General features: G+C 66.0%; 18 protein-coding genes. 9 read left to right on the forward strand and 9 right to left on the reverse strand.

Translation table 11 applies throughout. The features are described from left to right. A partial coding sequence (locus BP26_RS30375) for a hypothetical protein (protein WP_211254955.1) occupies positions 1 to 212 on the forward strand: 212 nt, incomplete at its 5' end. A 30-nt stretch (positions 213 to 242) separates the two neighbouring features. Here BP26_RS30375 and BP26_RS0117230 read toward each other — a convergent pair. Further along, complete coding sequence (locus BP26_RS0117230) at positions 243 to 917, reverse strand: DNA-3-methyladenine glycosylase family protein (protein WP_051749098.1); 675 nt, start codon at positions 915 to 917, stop codon at positions 243 to 245. A gap of 192 nt (positions 918 to 1,109) precedes the next feature. Between BP26_RS0117230 and BP26_RS0117235 the strand changes: the two genes are divergently transcribed. Genes BP26_RS0117235 through BP26_RS0117245 form a run of 3 tightly spaced genes read left to right on the forward strand, consistent with a single transcriptional unit; the run spans position 1,110 to position 3,437 of the window. After that, on the forward strand, positions 1,110 to 2,288 hold the full coding sequence (locus tag BP26_RS0117235; protein WP_029921809.1) for a vWA domain-containing protein: 1,179 nt from the start codon (positions 1,110 to 1,112) through the stop codon (positions 2,286 to 2,288). A gap of 46 nt (positions 2,289 to 2,334) precedes the next feature. Then, a complete protein-coding gene (locus tag BP26_RS0117240; RefSeq protein WP_029921810.1) occupies positions 2,335 to 2,751 on the forward strand; it encodes an MAPEG family protein in 417 nt (138 codons plus the stop codon). A 26-nt stretch (positions 2,752 to 2,777) separates the two neighbouring features. Then, the gene (locus tag BP26_RS0117245) at positions 2,778 to 3,437 is read left to right on the forward strand and encodes a SanA/YdcF family protein (RefSeq protein ID WP_245611833.1); all 660 of its coding nucleotides are present in this window, start codon (positions 2,778 to 2,780) and stop codon (positions 3,435 to 3,437) included. Positions 3,438 to 3,885: 448 nt separating this feature from the next. Here BP26_RS0117245 and gcvA read toward each other — a convergent pair whose 3' ends face one another. The 3 genes from gcvA to BP26_RS0117260 all read right to left on the reverse strand — a co-directional run bounded on the left by gcvA (position 3,886) and on the right by BP26_RS0117260 (position 8,060). After that, positions 3,886 to 4,854: a transcriptional regulator GcvA gene (gcvA, locus tag BP26_RS0117250; RefSeq protein WP_029921812.1), complete on the reverse strand. Its 969-nt coding sequence runs from the start codon at positions 4,852 to 4,854 to the stop codon at positions 3,886 to 3,888. A 75-nt stretch (positions 4,855 to 4,929) separates the two neighbouring features. Beyond that, entirely contained in the window at positions 4,930 to 6,105 is a 1,176-nt protein-coding gene (locus BP26_RS0117255) for a BaiN/RdsA family NAD(P)/FAD-dependent oxidoreductase (RefSeq protein WP_029921813.1), read from the reverse strand. A 23-nt stretch (positions 6,106 to 6,128) separates the two neighbouring features. Next, positions 6,129 to 8,060, reverse strand: a complete 1,932-nt coding sequence (locus tag BP26_RS0117260; protein ID WP_029921814.1) for a CocE/NonD family hydrolase — start codon at positions 8,058 to 8,060, stop codon at positions 6,129 to 6,131. Positions 8,061 to 8,430: 370 nt separating this feature from the next. Between BP26_RS0117260 and BP26_RS0117265 the strand changes: the two genes are divergently transcribed. The 3 genes from BP26_RS0117265 to prpF all read left to right on the forward strand — a co-directional run bounded on the left by BP26_RS0117265 (position 8,431) and on the right by prpF (position 12,075). Beyond that, the gene (locus tag BP26_RS0117265; RefSeq protein ID WP_029921815.1) at positions 8,431 to 9,000 is read left to right on the forward strand and encodes a DUF2946 family protein; all 570 of its coding nucleotides are present in this window, start codon (positions 8,431 to 8,433) and stop codon (positions 8,998 to 9,000) included. Between the two features lie 98 nt (positions 9,001 to 9,098). Beyond that, the gene (locus BP26_RS0117270) at positions 9,099 to 10,907 is read left to right on the forward strand and encodes a M14 family metallopeptidase (RefSeq protein ID WP_029921816.1); all 1,809 of its coding nucleotides are present in this window, start codon (positions 9,099 to 9,101) and stop codon (positions 10,905 to 10,907) included. Between the two features lie 13 nt (positions 10,908 to 10,920). Then, on the forward strand, positions 10,921 to 12,075 hold the full coding sequence (gene prpF / locus BP26_RS0117275; protein ID WP_029921817.1) for a 2-methylaconitate cis-trans isomerase PrpF: 1,155 nt from the start codon (positions 10,921 to 10,923) through the stop codon (positions 12,073 to 12,075). Here the strand turns inward: prpF and ppnN are convergent. Further along, the gene (gene ppnN, locus BP26_RS0117280) at positions 12,072 to 13,442 is read right to left on the reverse strand and encodes a nucleotide 5'-monophosphate nucleosidase PpnN (protein ID WP_029921818.1); all 1,371 of its coding nucleotides are present in this window, start codon (positions 13,440 to 13,442) and stop codon (positions 12,072 to 12,074) included. The genes prpF and ppnN overlap by 4 nt on opposite strands. Before the next feature lie 287 nt (positions 13,443 to 13,729). On the opposite strand from ppnN, the gene BP26_RS0117285 reads away from it, so the two are divergent. Then, complete coding sequence (locus BP26_RS0117285; RefSeq protein WP_029921819.1) at positions 13,730 to 15,337, forward strand: flavin monoamine oxidase family protein; 1,608 nt, start codon at positions 13,730 to 13,732, stop codon at positions 15,335 to 15,337. Further along, positions 15,334 to 15,795: a c-type cytochrome gene (locus tag BP26_RS0117290; RefSeq protein ID WP_029921820.1), complete on the forward strand. Its 462-nt coding sequence runs from the start codon at positions 15,334 to 15,336 to the stop codon at positions 15,793 to 15,795. Before BP26_RS0117285 ends, BP26_RS0117290 begins: the two co-directional genes overlap by 4 nt. 99 nt (positions 15,796 to 15,894) lie before the next feature. Here BP26_RS0117290 and BP26_RS0117295 read toward each other — a convergent pair whose 3' ends face one another. The 4 genes from BP26_RS0117295 to BP26_RS0117310 are packed head-to-tail and all read right to left on the reverse strand — an operon-like array spanning position 15,895 to position 21,818. After that, positions 15,895 to 16,524 (reverse strand): Mpo1-like protein, encoded by a 630-nt coding sequence (locus tag BP26_RS0117295; protein ID WP_029921821.1) that lies wholly within the window; start codon positions 16,522 to 16,524, stop codon positions 15,895 to 15,897. A 37-nt stretch (positions 16,525 to 16,561) separates the two neighbouring features. After that, positions 16,562 to 17,479 (reverse strand): archaetidylserine decarboxylase, encoded by a 918-nt coding sequence (gene asd / locus BP26_RS0117300; protein ID WP_051749099.1) that lies wholly within the window; start codon positions 17,477 to 17,479, stop codon positions 16,562 to 16,564. A gap of 3 nt (positions 17,480 to 17,482) precedes the next feature. Continuing rightward, on the reverse strand, positions 17,483 to 20,206 hold the full coding sequence (locus BP26_RS0117305; RefSeq protein WP_051749100.1) for a glycosyltransferase: 2,724 nt from the start codon (positions 20,204 to 20,206) through the stop codon (positions 17,483 to 17,485). 31 nt (positions 20,207 to 20,237) lie between these two features. Then, positions 20,238 to 21,818: an aminotransferase class III-fold pyridoxal phosphate-dependent enzyme gene (locus tag BP26_RS0117310; protein WP_157572585.1), complete on the reverse strand. Its 1,581-nt coding sequence runs from the start codon at positions 21,816 to 21,818 to the stop codon at positions 20,238 to 20,240. Positions 21,819 to 22,466 lie beyond the last annotated feature (648 nt).

The following is a 22,466-nucleotide window of genomic DNA, read 5'->3' on the forward strand; positions in this document are numbered from 1 at the left end:
AGGCCATCCCTGGCCTGTCTTCAGACGCTTCGGCATCCTGCCTCGCCCGGCGCGAACACACGCGCCGGCTCATGCCGCCACGAGCTGCGATGCTCGGCGCAAACTACGGGGCGGAAAATCAAAAGCAACGGCCAAAGCCAAAGCAACATCAAAAGCCAAAGCAACATCAAAAGCGCCGCTACTCCACCTTCGTCATTCCGGCGAAAGCCTGAATCCAGGGGCCGTACGCGCGACTCTCTCAGCTACGCGACCACCGCGGTCACTGCCTTCGTATCCGCTACCCGCCACAGATACCAGCTCCCCACCGAACGGTAGGGCGCCCACTTCGCCGTGATCGCCAGCGTCGCCTCGTCGTCCAGCTTCTCGCCCTTGTTGTGCAGCACATTGAGTCCGCGCCGCAGTCCGGCATCGCCCAGCGAGAAGATGTCGAGCCGGCCCATGGCGAAGATCAGGAACATCTCGGCGGTCCAGCGGCCGATACCGGGCAGGGCGTCGAGCGTCTCGATGGCGGCTTCGTCGTCGAGCTTGGCCAGTTTGCGAAAGAATTGCGCGTCGCCGTGGTGGACTTCGGACACGGCGCGCAGCCATTTCGCCTTGGCGTTGGACAGGCCGCAGGCGCGTAGCGCTTCCGGCGTGGTGCCCATGAAATGGGCCGGCTTGAAGCGCGCGCCGGCCAGGGTGGCAGCGGCGACGCGCGCCTGGATGGTGTCGGCGGCGCGGGACGACAATTGCTGGCTGATGATCGAGCTGCACAGCACATGGAACGGATCGCGCTTCTTGCCGCCGATGGTGCAGGGGCCGTGCGCGTCGATGACGCGCGCGAGCTTTTTGTCACGGCGGCGCAGATGCGCCTCGGCGGCCAGCAGCACTTCGGGATCGATCACGGTGGCACCGGGTAGTGGAATGACTCTTAGCATGCCGCAAAGTCAGCGGCTTCTCATCCATCGCCAGCGTCTCGGGGACCGGGATCGTACAGCCCCCCCGACTACGGGTAAACACCGGCTTTACCCCCACCCCCGGGCGCCTTCAGTACACTAGGGAGGTGGTTCCACGCGCCCCGTCCAGGCAAACCCGTCGCGGCGCCCAAAAGGATCGTTTACAGTCCGGTCATGCTATTCGGCTTTTTCCTCACCTTGCGCGCCGCCGGCCTCAAGCCCGGCCTCGGCGAATTCCTGGCCCTGCTGGAAGCCCTGCGCGAGCACGTCATCATGTTCAGCCTGGACGACTTCTACGTCCTGGCACGCACCATCCTGGTCAAGGACGAAAGCCACTTCGACCGCTACGACCGCGCCTTCGCCGCCTATTTCAAGGGCGTGGAGAAGGTCTTCGAGGGTTTCGACAAGGCCATTCCCGAGGAATGGCTGCGCCTGGAGGCGATGAAGCTGCTAAGTGAGGAAGAGCGCGCCAAGATCGAAGCCCTGGGCGGCTTCGACAAGCTGATGGAGACGCTCAAGCAGCGCCTGGAAGAGCAGAAGGAGCGCCACCAGGGCGGCAATAAATGGATCGGCACCGGCGGCACCAGCCCCTTCGGTAATGGCGGTTACAACCCCGAGGGCGTGCGCATCGGCGGCGAGGGCGGCCAGAAGAAGGCGGTGAAGGTGTGGGAGAAGCGTGAATACCGCAACCTCGACGACTCGGTCGAGCTCGGTACGCGCAACATCAAGGTGGCCCTGCGCAAGCTGCGCCGCTTCGCCCGCGAAGGCGCGCCGGAGATTCTCGACCTCGACGGCACCATCGAAGGCACCGCCCGCAACGCCGGCTGGCTCGATCTGCGCATGATGCCGGAGCGGCGCAACGCGGTGAAGGTGCTGCTGTTCCTCGACGTCGGCGGCTCCATGGACCCGCATGTCAAGGTCTGCGAGGAGCTGTTCTCCGCCTGCAAGACCGAATTCAAGCACCTAGAATATTTCTACTTCCACAACTTCGTCTACGAAAGCGTGTGGAAGGACAACCGCCGCCGCCACGCCGAGCGCATTCCCCTGTTCGACGTGCTGCATCGCTACACGCCGGACTACAAGGTGATCTTCGTCGGCGACGCCACCATGAGCCCCTATGAAATCCTGCACCCGGGCGGCAGCGTCGAGCACTGGAACGAAGAAGCTGGCGCGGTCTGGTTCAAGCGCCTGACCGAAGCCTATCCGCGCACCGTCTGGCTCAACCCGGAGCACGAGGACCGCTGGGAATACACCCCCTCGATCCAGGCCACCTTGCAGCTGATCGGCGAGGACCGCATGTTCCCGCTGACCCTGGCCGGGCTGGACCGCGGCATCCGCCGGCTCACCCACTAAAACAATAACGGGGCCTCCGGCCCCATCACGCGAAGGGAGGAACCCCATGTTGTCACTGCAAGCCTTGATCGGATTCACCGCCTGGACCCTGCTGCTGGTCCTGATCATCTTTGCCTGGCGCGGCATCGAGATCGTCATCAACGGCAAGAAGGCCGATTCCTGGACGCGCGGCAAGGACACCCCGGCCCCCGGCCTGATCCGGCGCATCGAGCATGCCCACGTCAACTGCCTGGAAAACCTGCCGATCTTCGCCACCATCGTGCTGGCCGCCGCCGCCATGGGCAAGAGCGCCGTCACCGAACCCTATGCCATGTACGTGCTGTACGCGCGCGTGGCGCAGACCCTCACCCACATGGTCGGCGTCAGCCACTGGCTGGTCATGCTGCGCGCCACCTTCTGGACCATCCAGCTGGCCCTGTTCGTGGTCATGCTCGCGGGCCTGTGCAGCGGGCACGCGGCTTGAAGTTCGGGCGCCACCTCGGGCGGAGATTGCGGCGGTGGTCACTGATCACCGCCGTGGTCCTGTTCGCCCTGGTGGCGCTGCTCAACAACTGGGTGGTCAACAACACCTACTCCTACATCTTCGACGACTGGTCCCTGCTGCCGGACAACGACGTCGGCCTGGTGCTCGGCACCAGCAGCTACACCCGCAGCGGCGCCGCCAACCCGCAGTTCTACGGCCGCATCCACGCCGCCGCGCAGCTCTACCAGCTGGGCAAGATCAAGCGCATCATCGTCAGCGGCGCCAATCCGGATTCGACCTACAACGAGCCGCGCGCCATGCGCCGCGAACTGGTCAAGTCCGGCGTGCCGCCGCAAGCCATCTACATGGACTTCGCCGGTTTCCGCACCTTCGATTCGGTGGCGCGGGCCCAGGTCGTGTTCGGGCTGGATCGCGTCACCATCATCACCCAGCGTTACCACGCCTACCGCGCCGTGTTCGTCGCCAAGAAACTGCACATGAAGGTGGTGGCCTACGCCGCGCCTTCGGACGAGATCGGCTCGTTTACCCGCACCATGGTGCGGGAAGTGCTGGCGCGGGTCAGGGTGGTGCTGGATATCTATGTGCTGCACACGGAGCCCAAGTTCCTGGGAACGCCGCAGAAAGTGGATACGGACAACAATCCGCCGCCGGACACAGACGGATAAAAGCCCGCATGCTGTTCTCCCTCTCTCGATGAACATGGGGAGCGGGTCGGGGTGAGGGTCCGTTTTCCTTTGCCGCTGCACCACCCTCCGTTCGCCCCGAGTGCCCGCGCAGCGGGTGTGCTTTTCCGAATGTCCCGAGTGAATCGCGCGGCGATTTGTATCGAGGGAGGGGCCAAGCACGGAACCCTCCTTTATTGGCATTCCCGCGCAGGCGCGAAGCGAGTTTTGCTTTTCGCTGTCATCCCCGCAGCGAAGGATCGCTGGCTTCCCAACTCGGAGACTTCACAACATGCGCTTGCGCGCGCGCCGGATCCTCCTCACCGACTGTACGGAGTTTTTCGCCTGCGGCGAGTTACTTTCTTGACGCAAGAAAACCAAAAGAACATCCCCCGAACGTCGCTTCTCTACCATCGTTCCCCGGCTTTCGCGGGGTGACGATTGATCGGAGTTACGGCGGCGCGGCCAGGGGATGGGCCTGCTTCAGCGCCTCGTCCAGCAACCACTCGCGGAACGCCACCACTTCCGGCCGCTGCATCGCCGCGTCCGGCACCACCGAGTAGTAGGCGTTGTCCAGCGGCAGCGCCATCGGGAAAGCCACGGTGACCTTGCCCTCGGCCAGTTCGGCAGCCGCCAGTAGCGGCATCGCCAGGGTCACGCCGAGGCCGTCGGCCGCGGCTTCCAGGGCCAGGGTGGAGTGGTCCAGTTGCAGGCCGCGGCGCGGGTCGACGTCGGTGACGCCGGCGCGGCGCAGCCAGCGCGCCCAGGCCGAGCGGGTGCGGTCGGCGACGCGGGCGTCGCCGTGCAGCAGGGTCTGGTGGCTGAGGTCTTCCGGCGTGCGCAAGGGCGAGGGGCCCTTGAGCAGGCGCGGATGGCACATCGGCACCACTTCCACGGTGAACAACAGGTCCACGTTCTGGCCCTGCGGCCGGCCGTTGCTGAAGCGGATCTCGATATCGGCGTCGACGGTGGATTCCGCCGCGTCCTCGGAGCGGATTTCCCGCGCCGAGGCGTTGATCAACTGGCCGCTGGCGACCAGGCGCACGTCGATTTCCGGATGGTCGACCAGGAAGCTCTGCAGGCGCGGCATCAGCCAGCGCGAGACGAAAGTCGGGGTGGCACCCACCGTCAGGTGCGGCGCCTGGCCATGGTTGCGCAGCTCCGCCACGGCCTGGGCCAGGGCGTCGAAGCCCTGCTGGAAGCGCGGCAGCGCCGCCTGCGCCGGCGGTGTCAGCTCGATGCGGCGGGCCAGGCGCTCGAACAGCGGGAAGCCGAGCAGCTCTTCCAGGGACTTGATCTGGTGGGTCAGTGCCGCGGGCGTGACGAACAGCTCCTCCGCAGCCTTGCGGAAGCTTTTGTGACGCGCCACGGCCTCGAAGGCGCGAAGGGCGTTGAGCGGGGGGAGTCTGGAGAAGGACACCTCTATAGTTTAGTTTTTTTCAGGTGAAGCAGTAAATAATTTTAATCATGAATTTTGCTTCGACTGTGTCCGAGGTCACGCAACCTGCCCGGCGGCGTGACCCGAAGCCCAGGCCCACTGGAAGTTGAAGCCGCCGAGGTGGCCGGTGACGTCCACCACCTCGCCGATGAAATACAGCCCCGGCACCTTGCGCGATTCCATGGTGGTGGAGGACAGCTCGTCGGTATCCACCCCGCCCAGGGTCACTTCGGCGGTGCGATAACCTTCGGTACCGCTGGCCACCACCGGCCAGGCATGCAGCTGGGTGGCGATACCGCGCAGCTCGGCGGGGCGATGCTGGCGCATCGGCCGGTTGCCGAAACGCAGTTCGCATAAGCGCTGCGCCAGGCGCTTGGGCAGGACTTCGGACAGTACCGTCTTCAGCTCCGCCGCCGGACGTTCCTGCTGTTGGGTCATCAGGTATTCGAGCGCATCCGCGTCCGGCAGCAGGTTCAGGCTCAGGGGCTCACCGGGTTGCCAGTACGAGGAGATCTGCAGGATCGCCGGCCCGCTCAGGCCGCGATGGGTGATAAGGAATCCGGCGCGGAAACTCCGGCCGTTGGCTTCGGCGATCACCGGCAGGGCTACACCGCTGAGGTCGGCGTAATCATCGAGGTGCCGGCCGCTCAGCGTCAGCGGCACCAGTCCGGCGCGCGTGGCCAATACGCGGTGGCCGAACTGCCGCGCCAACTCGTAGCCGAAGCCGGTGGCGCCCATCTTGGGAATCGACAGGCCGCCGGTGGCGACCACCAGCGAAGTGCCGCGCACCTGGCCCAGCGTGGTATCCAGCAGGAAGCCTTCGCCGCCGCGTCGCACCTGTGCCACGGCGCAGTCGGTCTCGATCCGCACGCCGGCTTCCGCGCACTCGTCCAGCAGCATCTTCACGATCAGCCTGGACGATTCGTCGCAGAACAGCTGGCCCAGTTCCTTCTCGTGCCAGGCGATGCCGTGGCGCTCCACCATGGCGATGAAATCCCATTGCGTGTACCGCGCCAGCGCCGACTTGCAGAAATGTGGATTGGCCGAGAGGTAGTCCTCGGGCCCCGCGTGCAGGTTGGTGAAATTGCAGCGACCGCCGCCGGACATGAGGATCTTCTTGCCGACGCGATTGGCATGCTCGATCAGCAGCACGCGCCGGCCCCGCTTGCCGGCCTCGATCGCGCACATCAGCCCGGCGGCGCCGCCGCCGATGACGATCAGGTCGTGATGCATGTGCGCGCCGCCGCCTTGCGTGTTCAGTTCGCCGAAACGACCGGCAGCTCGATCGAGCTGGCCTGTGCACCGGCGCGATAGACGCGCTGCGTTGCCTTGCGGTAGTCCTCGGGCTTGGCGAAGAAGATGTTCGGCACGTAGGTCTGCGGGTTGCGGTCGTACAGCGGGAACCAGCTCGACTGTACCTGCACCATCAGGCGGTGCCCCGGCAGGAACACATGGTTGGCATTGGGCAGGGCGAAGCGGTAGCGCTGCACCTTGCCGGCGGGGATGGCGGAAGGATGCTCCAGGCTGTCGCGATAGCGGCCCCGAAAGATGTCCATGCCGATGTTCAGTTCATAGCCTCCGAGCTCCGGCTGTGAGGGTACCTCGTCCGGGTAGACGTCGATCAGCTTCACCACCCAGTCGCTGTCGGTACCGCTGGTCGAGGCATAGAGGTTCACTTCCGGTGCGCCGCCGATCTGCAGCGGCGCGGTGAGCGGTGCCGAGACGTAAGTCAGCACGTCCGGGCGGCCGTCGACGAAGCGCTGGTCGGTCACCAGCCAGCGCTTCCAGGCGTCGCCGTCCTCGAAGCGCACCGGACGCGGCAGGTAGGGCACCGGCTTGGCCGGATCGGAGACGTACTCGTCGTAGCTGGTTTCGGCCTTGGCGGGCACGTCGAAGCCGAGCGCGAAGGACGGTTCGAGGTACAGCGTCTTCGTCTTGCCGGCGCAGCCCTTGTCGCAGGACAGCGGCCAGGCTTGCAGGCGGCGCCAGGTGTTGGTGCCGGTTTCGTAGGCGAACACCGGCGGCGTCTGCGCCTTGGGTGCGCCGTCCTTCAGGCGCTCGTCGAGGAAGGGCTGCATCACGTCGCGGCGGAATTGCAGGGCGGTGTCGCCCTCGAACTTGAGCGGGCCGAGATTGCGGCCCTCGTAGTTCACGCCGCTGTGGCGCCAGGGGCCGAGCACCAGGAAGTTGGTGTCGTTGTTGCCGTCCTTCGGTTCCACCGCCTCGTAGGTGTTGATGGCGCCGTACATGTCCTCCTGGTCCCAGATGCTGGCCACGTACATGGTCGGCACCTTCAGCGGCTGCGCCGCCAGCGCCACGTCCAGCGCCTGTCCCTGCCAGTAGGCGTCGTAGGCGGGGTGCTCGGACAGCTTCTTGAAGTACGGTAGCTGGTCGATACCGGTCTGGTGCGCGTAGGCGCCGTCCGAGCCGGCGGCGAGGAAGGCGGCGTAGTCGTCATAGGCGCCGCGCGGCACCGCGTCGCTCTTGCCCTTGACCGAGGTCTGGTCGTAGATGTAGTCGAGGTTGGTCTGGCGGAAGGCGCCGTTGTGGAACCAGTCGTCGCCCTTCCAGCCGTCCACCATCGGGCTCATCGGCACCGCCGCCTTCAGCGCCGGATGCGGATTGACCAGGGCCATCAGCACAGTGAAACCCTCGTAGGAGGAGCCGATCATGCCGACTTTGCCGTTGCTCTCCGGCGTGTTCTTCACCAGCCAGTCGATGGTGTCCCAGGCATCGGTGGAGTGGTCCACCGTGCTGTCGTTGAGCGGCCCGCGCAGCGGCCGCGTCATCACGTAGTCGCCTTCCGAGCCGTATTTGCCGCGCACGTCCTGGAACACGCGGATGTAGCCCTCGCCGATGAAGACTTCGTCGCCCTGCGGCATCGTCGCCAGCAGGTGCGGGCTTTCGTAGCGCGCCACGCGCTTCGAGGCGTCGTAAGGCGTACGGGTGAGGATGATCGGCGCGCCGTGCGCGCCCTTGGGAATCATGATGACGGTGTGCAGTTTCACGCCGTCGCGCATCGGGATCATCACATCGCGCTTGATGTAGTCGTAGCCTTCCTTCGAGGCTTCGAACTTCGGCAGGATGTCGGGGGCGAGGGAAGCGGTCTGGGCGAAGGCGGCAGTCAGCGGCAGCAGGCCAAAGGCGGCGATCGCGGCCGCCGGGCCGCGCAGGCGGAGGAGGGACATGGGTGGAATTCCTAAGAGCCTGTAACAGAATGAATCGCGCCTGCGACGGCGGTCATTTTTGCGCAGTGCAAGTCGGACAGAGTGCGGCATGGTGATTCCATGGTGCGCTCTGGCCGGCGCAGCAATGCGCAAAAATGGCCCCGTCCCGAAGGGTTGCGCCCAAAATCGCGCCAGGCTGCGTTGTCAGCCCCAGCCATGGAATCACCATGGCTGGGGCCTCCGCCTTGCCTGACGCGATTTTGGACTGCAACGCAGGTGCGATTCATTCTGTTACAGGCTCTAAAGAGATGCAGCATCCTAGGCGATCCGCCCCCAGGCGCGGAAGTGAGCGGCGCCTGCAGGCCGCCGCCGGGATGCATAAGATGTCCGCATGGAAGACTGGGTACAGAGATCCCTGGCGCGCTGGCCGAATGTGCCGGCCCTGTTCGGCTGGCTCGCGCTCGACCGGCGCGGGCGCTGGCTGATCCAGGGCGAGTTGATCAGCCGGCCGCAGATCATCGAAACCATCAACCGCAACTACGCCGCCGACGAACAGGGCCGCTGGTATTTCCAGAACGGCCCGCAGCGCGGCTACATGAAGCTGGAGTATGCACCGCTGGTGCTGCGCGCCGAAGCGTCCGGCGAGGCGCTGGTCGCCCATACCGAAGCCCGCGTCGGCAAGGTCGAGGCTGCTTACCTGGACGAGGAAGGCGCGCTCCTGCTCGATACCGATCTGGGCCCCGGCGTGCTCGATGCCGCCGACCTGGATTGGGCGCTGCAGCGCCTGGAATCCGATGAGGGGGAAGTCGGCGAGGCGCAGCTTGCCGAAGCGCTGGCGCTGGCGTCCGGTAGCGCCACGGCGCTGTCATTGCGCATCGGAACCGACAGGCTACCGCTGTTGCGCCTGGATGCGGCCCTGGCACCGCGGCTGCTTGGTTTCGTGCGCGAACCGCTGCCCTAGTCCCGGGCCTGGCCGCGGCCGTGTGACGAACACGGCTGACTTTTCGCCGGGACGCGGCTACGCTGCCGCATCTTACGACTGTCTTTGCTGCCATGACCATGTTTGTTGCGAAACGTTGCGCGCGACTGCTGTGCGCGTTGGGCGTTGCCTTTGTCGCGGCTGCACCCGCCGCCGATCCCGCGCCTGAAGAAAATCCCGATACCGTGTTGCAGACCGTGGCGGAGCAGTCCGGCTTCGTCAGGACAGGCCGCTACGACGAGGTCGAGCGCCTGTGCCCGGCGTACCAGAAAATCTGGCCGCAGCAGGTGCGCTGCTTCGAGTTCGGCCGCTCGCCCGAGGGCCGGCCGATGCTGGCCATGGCGGTCAGCCGCAGCGGCGCCCTCACCGGCGAGGAGGCGGCCAGGCGCGGCCTGCCGGTGCTGCTGATCCAGGCCGGCATCCATTCCGGCGAGATCGACGGCAAGGACGCCGGCTTCCTGGCCTTGCGCGAGCTGCTGGAAAAGCGCGTGTTGCCGGAAGCGCTGGAACACAGCGTCATCCTGTTCGTGCCGGTGTTCAACCTCGACGGCCATGAGCGCTTCGGACACTGGAACCGCCCCAACCAGGTCGGTCCGGAGGAGATGGGCTGGCGCACCACCGCGCAGAATCTCAACCTCAACCGCGACTACATCAAGGCCGACGCGCCCGAGATGCAGGCCATGCTGCACCTGCTCGATACCTGGGACCCGATCGTCTACGCCGACCTGCACGTCACCGACGGCGCCAACTTCCAGCACGACATCTCCATCACCGTCGAGCCCCTGTACGCCGGCGACAGCACCCTGCGCACCGCGGCACGCGAGCTGCAGCAGGGCACCACCGAGCGGCTGGCGAAGAGCGGCTCGCTGCCGCTGGATTTCTACCCCAGCTTCAAGCGCGATGACGACCCCGCCTCCGGCTTCGAAGTCGGCGTGATCCAGCCGCGCTTCTCCAACGGCTACTGGGGCCTGCGCAACCGCCTCGGCGTGCTGGTGGAGACGCATTCCTGGAAGGACTACCCGACCCGCGTGCGCATCACCCACAACACCATCCTCGCCCTGGCCGAGCTGATCGCGACGAAAGGCCCTGAGTGGCTGAAGGACGCGCACCAGGCCGACAAGCGCGCGGCGCAACTGGGCGGCACCGACGTGGCGCTGGACTTCACCGCCGGCGACCACATGCGCGTGATCGACTTCAAGGGCTACGCCTACACCCGCGAGCCCTCGGCCGTTTCCGGCGGCCTGGTCACCCGCTACGACACGAGCAAGCCCGAGACCTGGCACGTGCCGCTGAAGGACACGGTCAAGGCCAAGCTGACGGAGAAGGCGCCGCGCGCCGGCTACATCGTGCCGGCCGCCTATGCGGACGTCATCGCGCAGAAGCTGGCCCTGCACGGTATCGGCTTCCGCCGCTTCGACGCCGCCGCGCCGGCCATGCCGGTCGAAACCTTCCGCGCCACCGAGGTCAGCTTCGCCAAGGCGTCGTTCGAAGGCCGCACCGCGCCCACGCTCAAGGGCGAGTGGAAAGCCGAGAAGCGCGACGTGCCTGCCGGCTCGCTGTTCGTGCCCATCGCCCAGCCGGGTGCGCGCCTGCTGATGACCCTGATGGAGCCGCTCGCAGGAGACTCCTTAGCGTCCTGGGGTTTTTTCAACGGCGCCTTCGAGCAGAAGGAATACATGGAGCCCTACGTCGCCGAGCAGGTCGGTCAGCAGATGCTGGCCAGCGATCCCAAGGTTGCCGCCGAATTCCGCCACAGGCTGGATACCGACGAGGCCTTCGCCCATGACCCGCAGGCGCGGCTGGATTTCTTCTACCGCCGCTCGCCGTCCTGGGACGAGCGCCTGAATCTGTATCCGGTGTATCGCGCCGAACAGGCGCCGCCGGGATAGCGCGGGCCGGCTTATGACGCAGCGGAAGATCCCCGCGCTCTACATGCGCGGTGGCACCAGCAAGGGGGTGTTCTTCCGCGCCGAAGACCTGCCGGAAGATGGGGCGCAACGGGATGCGATCCTGCTGCGCGTTATCGGCAGCCCCGATGCCTACGGCAAGCAGATCGACGGCATGGGCGGCGCCACCTCCAGCACCAGCAAGGTGGTGATCCTGCGCCGTTCGGAGCAACCGGATTGCGATGTGGATTACCTGTTCGGCGCCGTCGCCATCGATAGTGCGGTGATCGACTGGTCCGGCAGCTGCGGCAACCTCGCCGCCGCGGTCGGCCCCGCCGCGCTGCACTGGGGCCTGTTGCCGGTGCCGCGCGAAGGCCTGGCCACGGTGCGCATCTGGCAGGTCAACACGCGCTCGCACATCGTGGCGCGGGTGCCGATGCGGGATGGTGAAGTACAGGAGGAAGGCGGTTTCTTCCTCGATGGCGTGAGCTTCCCCGGCGCGGAGATCGAGTTGCAGTTTCCAGATCCGGGCGGCGAAGGTGGTGCTCCAGGCACTGGCGGCCTGTTTCCCACCGGCCGTCCGCTGGACCGGCTGGACATCCCCGGTGTCGGCCCCATCGAGCTGACCCTGATCAACGCCGGCAATCCGGCGGTGTTCGTCGATGCGACGGCGCTGGGCCTGCGCGGCGACGAGTCGCAGCAGCAGGTCAACGAAGACGCCGCCCTGCTGGCGCGCTGCGAAGCGGTGCGCGCTCACGCCGCCGTGGCCATGGGTCTCGCCGCCAGCGCCGAAGAAGCCACCGCCAGCCGTCCCGCCACGCCCAAGCTGGCTTTCGCTTCACTGCCGCGTGCTTACGTCGCCGCCGATGGCCGGCGGGTCGAAGCGCAGTCCATCGATCTCAACGTGCGCATCCTTTCCATGGGCCGGCTGCATCACGCCATGACCGGCACCGGTGCGGTGGCGATCGCCGCGGCCGCGGCAATTCCCGGCACCGTGGTGCGGCGCTGTGCGCAGCCGGATGCGGCGGGAAGACTGCGCTTCGGCCATCCTTCCGGCACCATGACGGTTGGTGCTGAAGCTGCCTTGCAGGATGGGCAGTGGCAGGTCACCCGCGTCAGCATGAGCCGCAGCGCGCGTCGGCTGATGGAAGGCGTGGTGCTGGCTCCCTAGCGCACCACGCGATAGCAGGGCACGTATTCCTTCCCCGCCAGCTTCATGCGGTGCTGCGCCACGAAGGACTTCAGCAACTCGTCCATCGGTTCCATGATCGCGGCGTCGCCGCGGATCTCGAACAGGCCGTGCTGTTCCACCGCGCGGATGCCGGCTTCCTTGACGTTGCCGGCGACGATGCCGGAGAAGGCGCGGCGCAGGTTGGCGGCGAGGTGGTGCGGCACCTGGTCGCGGTGCAGCTCCAGGCTGCGCATGTTCTCGTGCGTCGGCGCGAACGGTTTCTGGAATTCCGGGGCGATCTTCAGCAGCCAGTTGAAGTAGTAGGCGTCCTCGCGGCCCTTGCGGAAGTCGCGCACGCGCTGGATGCCGGCCACCGCGCGGCGCGCCACCCGCTCCGGGTCGGCGACGATGATCTCGTAGCGCGCCTGCGCCGTCGGGCCCAGGGTCTTGCCGATGAACTGGTGGATGCGCTCGAAGTACTCGGCGGAGCGGGCCGGCCCGGTGAAGATCAGCGGGTAGGGAATCTCCGCGTTGTCCGGGTGCAGCAGGATGCCGAGCAGGTAGAGGATTTCCTCGGCGGTGCCGGCGCCGCCCGGGAACACCACGATGGCGTGGCCGGTGCGGACGAAAGCTTCCAGCCGCTTCTCGATGTCCGGCATGATCACCAGGTCGTTGACGATCGGGTTGGGCGACTCGGCGGCGATGATGCCGGGCTCGGTGATGCCCAGATAACGGCCGCCGCTGATGCGCTGCTTGGCGTGGCCGATGGCGGCGCCCTTCATCGGGCCCTTCATCGCGCCGGGGCCGCAGCCGGTGCAGATGTCCAGGCCGCGCAGGCCCATCTCGTAGCCGACCACCTTGGTGTAGTCGTACTCCTCGCGGGAGATGGAGTGGCCGCCCCAGCACACCACCAGATTGGGCCGTGTCACCGGGCCCAGGATGTTGGCGTTGCGCAGGATGTGGAATACCGCGTCGGTGACGCCTTCGGGCGATTGCAGGTCGAAGCGCGGGTTGGCGACAATCTCGTTGCTGACGTAGATGATGTCGCGCAGCACCGCGAACAGGTGCTCGTTGATGCCCCTGATGATCTGCCCGTCGACGAAGGCCACCGCCGGCGCGCCCTTCAGCGCCAGGCGGATGCCGCGTTCGTTCTGCACCAGGCTGATCTCGAACGATTTGTAGCGCTGCATCAGCTCCTGGCCGTCGTCGAGGAAGCCGCCGCTGTTCAGCACCGCCAGCGAGCAGCGCCGGAAGATCTGGTACAGGCCGCCGTGGCTGGTGTCGAGCAGCTGGCTGACTTCGGACTTGGACAGGATGTCCAGCCGGCCGGTGGGCGAAATGCTGGCGTCGACGACGTCGTAGTCCATGGGTGCGAGAGTCCTCCGTATTGGTCTGTGCGCCGATTCGCCGGACTTAAGGCGGACGTGGGCGAGGCGGTCCGGAGCCGTGGATGTTCCACCGGCGGCCGCCTCCCGGATTATGCCTGAGGGCTACCCGGGGAGCCGCTTCCTCGGCGCAGGCGCGTGCGCCGTACGTGGGCGTATTTCCGCTTTCAGCGGGCCGCCCGTTCTTGAGTGGATGCCTTGAAGACCAGCCGCGAGCGGATGCGGTTCGATTCGCGGCAATGCCTCAATCAACAAGCCCGGGGGAAGCCATGAGCGGTGCAGGAAGCGGTTCGATGAGCCGGCGCGAGCTGTTCCGCATGATCGGCGCCACCGCCGGCGGCGCGGCCATGTTCCAGGCCATGAGCAGCCTCGGCTTCAACGCGGAATCGCCCTACAACGGGCCGATCGAGCTGCAGGGCACGCCCAAGGGCGCCTCGGTGCTGATCCTGGGCGCGGGTATCGCCGGCATGACGGCGGCCTACGAGCTGCGCAACGCCGGCTACAAGGTGCAGGTGCTGGAGTACAACAACCGCGCGGGCGGCCGCAACTGGAGTCTGCGCGGCGGCGACAGCTATACCGAGCTGGGCGGTTTCACCCAGAAGTGCGAATTCGACAAGGACCTGTACATCAACCCGGGCCCCTGGCGCATTCCCTATCACCATCGCGGCCTGCTCAGCTACTGCAAGCGCCTGGGCGTGCCGCTGGAAGCCTTCGTGCAGGTCAATTACAACGCCTACCTGCACAGCAGCCAGGCCTTCGGCGGCAAGCCGCAGCGCTACCGCGAGATCAAGGCCGACTACCAGGGCCATGTGGCCGAGCTGCTGGCCAAGGCCACCCGGCAGAACGCCCTGGACGATTCGGTCAGCAAGGAGGACCGTGAGAAGCTGCTCGAGTCCCTGCGCGGCTGGGGTGCCCTCGACCGGGATTTCAGCTACGGCCCCAGCGAGGCCAGCAGCGACCGGCGCGGCTACGAGAAGGAGCCCGGCGGCGGTCTGAGCGCGCGGCCGATCCCGTCCAAGCCCATCGGCCTGTCCGACGTGCTCGATTCCGGGCTGTGGCAGGGCATCCCCAACGGCGACACCTTCGACATGCAGACCGCCCTGTTCCAGCCGGTCGGCGGCATGGGCCGCATCGGCGAGGCCTTCGGCCGCGAGCTGGGCCCGCTGATCCGCTACAGCGCCAAGGTCATCGACATCCACCAGGACCAGCACGGCGTCACCGCCACTTACGAAGACCGGCTGGCCCCAGGCACGACGCTCAAGGCCAGCGCCGACTGGTGCCTGTGCACCATCCCGCTGCCGGTGCTGGCGCAGATTCCCATGAATGTCGGGCCGGCCCTGTCGGCGGCGATCTCGTCGGTGCCGTACGCTTCCGCCATCAAAGTGGGCCTGCAGTTCAAGCGCCGCTTCTGGGAGGAGGACGACCACATCTACGGCGGCATCAGCTACACCGACCTGCCGATCACCAATATCGGCTATCCCAACACGGGCTACCACAGCAGCGGCAAGGGCGTGCTGCTGGGCGCCTACATCTGGGGCCTGAATGCGATGGAGTTCACCGCCATGACGCCGCAGCAGCGGGTACAGAAGGTCCTGGAATACGGCAGCCAGATCCATCCGCAGTACCCCAAGGAATTCGACAACGGCGTTGCCGTCGCCTGGCACCGCTCGCCCTTCACCATGGGCTGCTACGGCATGTGGAGTGCCGATGCCCGCGCCAAGCACTACGACGACCTGTGCCGGATCGACGGGCGCATCGCCCTGGCCGGCGAGCACGCCTCCTTCCTCGGCGGCTGGCAGGAGGGCGCCGTGACCTCGTCGCTCGACGCCATCGGCCGCTTGCATCAACTCGCCCTGGCACAGGGAGGCAAGGCATGAGCATCCTGTTCAAGCGGCTTCGTGTGAGCCATTGCGCCGCCTTGATGCTGGGCGCCGCTGCCATCGCGGCCCACGCCGACGATTCCTCCTTCACTTCCACCGCCGGCATCGGGAGCATCGGCGGCGAGGAAATCTACAGCCGCATTTGCCAGGGCTGCCACATGCCGCAGGGGCAGGGCGCCGTCGGCGCCGGTCACTATCCGAAGCTGGCCGGCGACCCGCGCCTGGCTTCCTGGCAATACATGGCGCTGACCGTGCTCGACGGCCGCAACGGCATGCCGCCGTTCGGCCTGCCGACGGACCAGGTGCAGGAAACCCGCACCGTGCACCTGAGCGATGCCCAGGTGGCGGACGTGGTCAACTACGTCCGCAGCCACTTCGGCAATGCTTACAAGGACAAGGTCACGGCAAGCCAGGTGACGGCCCTGCCGCATCCGGGCGCGCCCGCCGCGCCCTGATCGCTGCCCGGCAACGCCGTCCCGAAAAGCGGAAAGCCCGGCTTGCGGCCGGGCTTTCCGTTTTGCGGCACTCCGATCAGCTGGAGCCGAACCTCAGGCTCAGGAGGCTTGCTGGGTGGTGGGGTGCGGGGAATACCACTCGGTCATGTCGTCGTACATCGCACCCTTGAACAGGTAATACGGCGCCTTGTGGTAGATCTTGATGTCGTGGAACGGGTCGGTGAGGATCTTGGTGCCCCACACCAGGGCCGGCTGCGCGCCCTTGATGAAGAGCAGCTGGCCCATGCGGAACAGCACCGCGCCGATGCCGACGAACAGCCACAGGATCGAGGTGTTGTAGAGCAGGCCGCGAGCCACTTCCTGGGTGTTGAAGAAGCCGAAGAAGCTCGGCTGGAAGTACAGCACGAACGGCACGGCGAACCAGATGCTGAGCAGCACCACCTTGCGCTGCAGGTTGTAGCCCACCTTCACGCTTTCCTTGTACTCGTGCGTCGCGTCGTTGACCGTGTCGTAGGTCTTCGGCTCGAAGAAGAAGTGGCCGATCTGGCGCAGGATCATCGCCAGCAGCCAGCCCACCATCACGGCGAGCACCGGGTTGGTGAAGATCAGCACGTAGCTGGCCAGGAAGCAGCAGGCGCTCACCAGGTGCAGGGCCTGGTTGATGCGGCTGTGGTGGTAGTAGCGGTGGTCATCCCAGCGTTGCTGGTGCAGTTCTTGGAGAAAGGTCATGGCGGCGACTCCTGGGTGATGGCGTATAGCGGTTGAATCAAACGGTCAGCGTGGCCGCTTCCGATGGAAGCGGGGCGAGTCCTGCGGCGGCGGTATCGGTCATCAGCGCCTGGCCCATGCGGATGGTGCGGCCCTGCTCGATGCCCTGCGCCAGGGCGTAGTTGGAAGTGGCGAAAACGATGATGGTCGAGCCGTGCTGGAAGTAGCCCATCTCCTCGCCCTTGCGGTATTGCGCATGGCAGGGGATGCGGTTTGGGCCCCGGTACTTCAGGTCCAGCTCGTCCGGCAGGCAATGGAATTTCATGCTGGCGACGAGGATTGCGGCCACCGGCACCAGGCAGATGTCGCCGGGACCATCGAGCTGGGTCAGCGGCACCACCGCGCGCTCGTTGCGGCAATACAGCTTCTCCACGCGCTTCAGCGCCACCGGGTTGACGTTCCAGGTGTCGCCGGAGATGTAGCGCACTTCCTCCACCGTGCAGTCCACCGGCGCATGGAAGCGGTGGTACATGCTCGACTTGAGGCGCAGCGTGGCGTAGCAGCCGTCGCGATATTTTTCCTGCAGCCCGCGATCGGGAATCAGGTCGCCGATCTCGTAGGGAAAGCCCTTGGCCTGGAACACCGTGGTGCCGGCGATCGGCCCGCATTCGCCGACGATGGCGTCGCAGGGGCTAACCATGACCTCCGGGCGCTCATCCAGCGGGCGCATGCCGGGCTTCAGGCGCCGGGTGAAGCAAGCGTGCAGGCTGCTGAACTCGCGTTGCTCGGCTTCGTCCAGGTTCAGGTCATCGGCCAGCAGCTGCCAGGCGGCCATCGACAGCTTCGTCAGCGCCGGGCTTTCGATGCGGCTGTACCAGCCCATGAACCGGGTCAGCGCGCGGCGCGGCACCCGGTTGGTGAGCAGGAAGTTGAGCTGTTCCTGCTGGCTGAGATTTCGTAGTGCGGTGGTGGCCATGGTTCAAGCTGCGGAGCGCTGCTCCATCTCCGGCTCGGCGATGGGCAAGCCCATGTTGCCGAGGAACTGGCGCATGATCGGCTCAGCCTGGTAGTCCGCCACGCGCAGCAGGGCTTCGCGCCGCATGGCGGCGTGACGCTCGCGCTCGCTGAAGTGCCGCACGATGCGCCCGGACATTTCCTCGATGGTGTCGACGAGATAGCCGTTGCGGCCGTTCTGGATGATGTCCTTGGGGCCCTTGCAGTTGTAGGCCAGCACCGGCATGCCCTGCGAGAAGGCTTCGAGGATGACGTTGCCGAAGGTGTCGAACTGCGAGGGGAAGACGAACAGGTCCAGGCCCGCGTAGATCTGCTCGATGCGCTCGCGGCTGACCCAGCCGAGGAAGGTGGCTTCGGGCAGGGCCGCGCGCAGCTCGGCTTCTGCCGGGCCGGAGCCGGCGATGACCAGTTGCAGGTCCGGGATTTGCTGCTTGGCAGCCTTGTAGATCTCCGGCAGCTCGAGCACACCCTTTTCCTTGCTCATGCGGCCGGCCATGAACAGCACCGGCGTGGCGGCGGTGGCGCCGGGGATCAGTTCGGACTTCTGCACCGGAACGACGTTGCGACGCGACGGCTCGACGTGGTGACCAGTGAGGTGCACCGCTTCCTCCGGCAGGCCGATCTGGCTGCCGGTGAGCCACTTGCGGTGGTCGGTGTTGAGCACGAACACGCCCTGGAACTGGTGGTACAGCGCGCGCAGCAGGCGGCGGATGCGGTCGCGCTCGTGGTGGTCCAGGTTGGTGGTGTGCTTGACGAAATCGAGCCAGTCCGTGTGCATGAAGAAGAAGGCCGGCACGTTGAACATGTACTTGATGAGCAGCGCCACCAGCACCATCGGACCTTCGGTGGAGCAGACCACGCGATCGTAGCCGCCGCTGTAGAAGATGCGGGCGATCTCGAGCACGTCGGGAATGCGCAGCTGCTGCTCGCCGAAGTTGGGAAAGGTGATCTGCGTGATCGGCCGCACCACATGCAGATGCGGCTCGGGCGCGGCATCGGAGTGGCAGATGAGGAAATCGACCGGATAATCCCGGCGCTGGATCTCGGCCAGCTTGGCGGAGAGCGAGCTGGAGACGCCGTTCTTGTCGCGCAGGGTATCGGTCAGATACAGCGCGCGCCGCGGATGGTGGTTGCTGCCGATATGGTCGGCGAAGTCGTTGAGGAAAGACCGGTTCTCGTAGAGCACGCGCGCGCTGGCGACCTGCGAGCCGGCCAGCACGCCAGCCATGATCAGCGGGAACGAGAGCTGGTCCACCAGTTCACCGAAATTGACGCCGGTGATGTTCTTCTTGTCGCGCGGGGCTTTGCCGAAGGCCAGGCCCCGGATCTGCGTGGGAATTTCGAACTTGCGGATCAGCGTCTCGGTGGAGAACTCGTCCAGCGGTATTTCCGAATACTTCGAGGCGTACTTGCCCAGCCGGCCGGCGATGAGATGGGTAAGGCCGTTGAACAGGGCGGAGATGGCCTCGTTCACCATTTCCCTGGCCTGTTCCGGCGGCTTGTCGTGGCTCTCGGCGATGGTCTCGAGATGCTTGACGCAGAACTTGTAGTCGGCCGAAACACCCCAGCGCAGTTTCCAGCCCGGCTTGGTGCCGTGCAGCGCGTCGTGGACGAAGCCGACGAAGCGCTGCGTGTTCTTGTGCTTCTTCAGCTCCAGCATGACGTTGGCGATGGCGAAGCAGGCCAGCTTGTCGTTGGTCTCACCGCGATGCAGCATCAGGCGCAGCAGGCCCGGATCCTCCATGCGGGTGGCGATCTGGGCGAAATAATCCAGCAGCGCCAGGCTCAGTTTCTGGTTCTCGCCGACATGGCCGTAGGGCGCGATGCGGCCGGCGCGGATGGCCTCCAGCGCCAGCTGCGACAGCGGCGTGGTCTTGCGGCGCTGCGCCAGGTTGGGGATGAACAGGGAGGAGCCGCACTGGCCGGCGGACAGGCCCATGTGGTCGTCCGAACCGCCGGTCAGCACCTTGGGCGCGCGCAGGCTGACGGCGAAATCGGCCGGGTTGAGCTTGTGCTTGTGGCCGTAGCGCACCAGTTTCTCTTCGGTCAGGCCGCGCGCCCAGTTCAGCACCAGCAGGCTCTGCCAGATGTCGCGGTGGCCGTTGAGCACCTCGAAGCGCTGGAACAGCACCGCGAACTTCTCGAACAGTTCCAGGCGGATGTGCGGATTGCGGGTGTAGAAATACAGCGGGTGCGGCAGCACCACCGGGATATCGTGCTCTGCGGCGTAGCGCAGGAAGTCGTAGATGTCGCGCCGCTTCCTGTTCAGCACCACTTCCTGTTCCGGCGTGAAGCCGTAGGTGAGGACGTGGACGTAAAGCTCGTACTCCGGGAAATGGCAGGTGAACTCGGTGCCGACGACGACATCATGCCCCTTGTCCAGAAGCTCCCAGCAGGAGCGCGCGTTGTTGTGGTTGGTGATGGTGATGACGTCGCTGCCGTTGCCCTGCAGGCACTTCACCAGGTCGCGGGTTTCGAGCCAGGTTTCGGGCAGACCGAGGATGCGGCCCCACAGCTCATCGGGGATGTCGCTGTTGCGGTCGTGGCAGTGGAAGTCCATGCGGAGGCATTCCTCCGGGTTGAAGCGCACGGCTTCCTGCGCCAGGTAGCGCTGGAAATCGACCTGCAACTGCTCGCGGAAGGAGGTGACCGCCTTTTCCCTGTGCCGGTTCAGATTCAGTTCGATCATGTCGGATCACGTCCTCTAGCGTTAACAGGCCCTAACGGAGACTCGCCACGGGCTGACCGGACGGAGCCGATCGTTCGGGCCGGCCGCGGAAACGCGCGGCCAGCATGTCCTTCAGCATCTGCCGCTTGATCCACTTGTTGCTCAGGTGGGGCGCGGTCCACCACCAGCCGTCGTTCTGCATCTGCTGCACCGCGCGCTGGAAGCGGCGCGCCACTTCCGCGAAATCCTCGTCGGTGTAGTTGAGGCTCATGATCATGCGGCCGCTGCCGATCCAGCTCAGCTCCAGGCCTTCGGCGCGCAGGTAGAACTGCAGCATCCAGTTGTAGCGGCAGGGCACGCTGTAGAGGATGGTGACGATGCTGTGCATATTGGCCAGCCGCACCGGCAGCGCCGCGTCGGCCAGCGCCTGGCTGAGCCCGGCCACGCGCGCATTCCATAGCGCATCGGCCTTGGCGTAGATGTCCTGGTATTCCGGCTGGCGGATGCGCTTGAGGAACACCGACATGCAGGCCATCACGTGCGGGTGCGAGTTGAAGGTGCCGCGGGCGAACGAGATGTTCGCCGGCTCGGCTTCCTTGAAGCGCTTCATCAGCGCCGCGCGTCCGCACAGCACGCCCACCGGCAGGCCGCCGCCGAGGGTCTTGCCGTAGGTGACCATGTCGGCCTGGAAGGAGAAATACTCCTGCGCGCCGCGATGCCCGAGGCGGAAGCCGGCGAAGACCTCGTCGGAAATCAGCACGATGCCGCGACGGGTGCAGACCTCGCGGATGCGCCCCAGCCATTTGGTATAGGCCTCGCGGTCGAAGGCGGTGCGGCGCTCGCTGTTGACCAGGGAGGCGTCGCCCGGCGCGTCCGAGTTCGGATGCAGCGCCTGGAACGGGTTGATCAGCACGCAGGCGATGTCCCTGCGCGTGTCGAGGATGCGCAGGGTGTTCTCGCCGAGGTCGGCCAGCGTGTAGACGTCGTTGACCTGCCGCTGGTTGCCCACGCCCGGCTGCACCCCGTCCCACCAGCCGTGGTAGGAGCCGCACAGCCGCACCAAGTGGGTCTTGCCGGTGTGGTAGCGGGCCAGGCGCACGGCCTGCATCACCGCCTCGGTGCCCGACATGTGGAACGAAACCTCGTCCAGGCCGGAGATTTCCTTCAGGGCCTGCACGTTGTCGCGGATCACCGGGTGGTAAGGACCCAGCACCGGCCCTATGTCCGCCACCATGGCGTAGCCCTCGCGCAGGCACTCCTTGTAGAAGTCGTAGCCGAAGACGTTGACGCCGTAGGAGCCGGAGACGTCGTACTTCCAGTTGCCGTCCATGTCGCACAGCTGCGTGCCGCGCGTCTGCGTCACCACGCTGCCGAACTTGAACTCCGCCGGGAGCAAGTTGCGGTAGGGGAAGGGCACCCGGTAATGGCTGGTGAACTGCACGTCGGAAATGCCGCTTTCCAGCGACTGGCTGTAGCCCAGCGTCTGCGGGGCCGCCGCGACGAAGCGCTGTCGCAGCTGCTCCATCCCCGCCTTGCGCCGGGCGGCGATGTCCGCCGGGGCGAGGTCGCTGGAGAAATAGCGCGTCGCATCGTAGTCGAAGAAGCTGGTCAGCCGGGCCAGCCGCCGCGACATCTTGGAGTGGCCGCTGAGCGACGGATGCTTGGCACGGGACAGCAGCAGTCGCGTGTAAACTTTGCGGAGGAGCAGAAGCCCCAGACAGGCTAAAGCCAGATAGCGGGCGATTTCCAAGTTGACCTGCAACGGCACCGGGCCGTAAAGACGCCGAGCGTGTGGCGCGATCCGGCGATGCTACGAGCCCCGGATGGCAAAAAAATGAATCTTTATGTTCGATTCATTGACACTTTGATGTGATCAAGAGTGAATTTTCATGACAGCCGTGTGACGGCCCCGGCGCATGCTCGCCCGGAGTGCCGTTCCCGGCGGCGTCCGCACAATTCCGGTGCGAAAACGCAGGAGGGTGAGTGCACGGCCAAGGCGGCCTGGCTCCCCGGAATCATCGCCCACGCGGCAGCCGCTGCCGCCATAAATATATGGAGAGAAGCCATCCGGCGATGCAAACCCGCTTCTGCCGGTCAATCCTCAATCTTCCCCGGTCTCCGGGGTACGGAATCGGCGCTTTTCACGTCGATGCGGCATTCGCTTCGATCATGGTCGGCAGGGTGTCGTCGAGCCCCCGCGCCGGCCCCCTCGATTGATTCAAACCGGTGACCGCGTAATATAGACGCCGGCTCTCCACCCCGGCCGCTCGTCGAAAGCGCC

The sequence above is a fragment of the Nevskia soli DSM 19509 genome (genome assembly GCF_000711955.1).
In the GTDB taxonomy this organism is placed as follows: Bacteria; Pseudomonadota; Gammaproteobacteria; order Nevskiales; family Nevskiaceae; genus Nevskia; species Nevskia soli.

What these genes read in the sequence shown, in the direction of transcription:
- BP26_RS0117255 (WP_029921813.1), bottom strand. Translation starts at nt 6,105, where the DNA reads ATGCATCACGACCTGATCGTCATCGGCGGCGGCGCCGCCGGGCTGATG.
- BP26_RS0117295 (WP_029921821.1), bottom strand. Translation starts at nt 16,524, where the DNA reads ATGACCTTTCTCCAAGAACTGCACCAGCAACGCTGGGATGACCACCGC.
- BP26_RS0117270 (WP_029921816.1), top strand. Translation starts at nt 9,099, where the DNA reads ATGTTTGTTGCGAAACGTTGCGCGCGACTGCTGTGCGCGTTGGGCGTT.
- BP26_RS0117235 (WP_029921809.1), top strand. Translation starts at nt 1,110, where the DNA reads ATGCTATTCGGCTTTTTCCTCACCTTGCGCGCCGCCGGCCTCAAGCCC.
- BP26_RS0117230 (WP_051749098.1), bottom strand. Translation starts at nt 917, where the DNA reads ATGCTAAGAGTCATTCCACTACCCGGTGCCACCGTGATCGATCCCGAA.
- BP26_RS0117290 (WP_029921820.1), top strand. Translation starts at nt 15,334, where the DNA reads ATGAGCATCCTGTTCAAGCGGCTTCGTGTGAGCCATTGCGCCGCCTTG.
- BP26_RS0117310 (WP_157572585.1), bottom strand. Translation starts at nt 21,818, where the DNA reads ATGTCGCGGCGGCTGGCCCGGCTGACCAGCTTCTTCGACTACGATGCG.
- BP26_RS0117240 (WP_029921810.1), top strand. Translation starts at nt 2,335, where the DNA reads ATGTTGTCACTGCAAGCCTTGATCGGATTCACCGCCTGGACCCTGCTG.
- ppnN (WP_029921818.1), bottom strand. Translation starts at nt 13,442, where the DNA reads ATGGACTACGACGTCGTCGACGCCAGCATTTCGCCCACCGGCCGGCTG.
- BP26_RS0117265 (WP_029921815.1), top strand. Translation starts at nt 8,431, where the DNA reads ATGGAAGACTGGGTACAGAGATCCCTGGCGCGCTGGCCGAATGTGCCG.
- BP26_RS0117260 (WP_029921814.1), bottom strand. Translation starts at nt 8,060, where the DNA reads ATGTCCCTCCTCCGCCTGCGCGGCCCGGCGGCCGCGATCGCCGCCTTT.
- prpF (WP_029921817.1), top strand. Translation starts at nt 10,921, where the DNA reads ATGACGCAGCGGAAGATCCCCGCGCTCTACATGCGCGGTGGCACCAGC.
- BP26_RS0117285 (WP_029921819.1), top strand. Translation starts at nt 13,730, where the DNA reads ATGAGCGGTGCAGGAAGCGGTTCGATGAGCCGGCGCGAGCTGTTCCGC.
- asd (WP_051749099.1), bottom strand. Translation starts at nt 17,479, where the DNA reads ATGGCCACCACCGCACTACGAAATCTCAGCCAGCAGGAACAGCTCAAC.
- BP26_RS0117305 (WP_051749100.1), bottom strand. Translation starts at nt 20,206, where the DNA reads ATGATCGAACTGAATCTGAACCGGCACAGGGAAAAGGCGGTCACCTCC.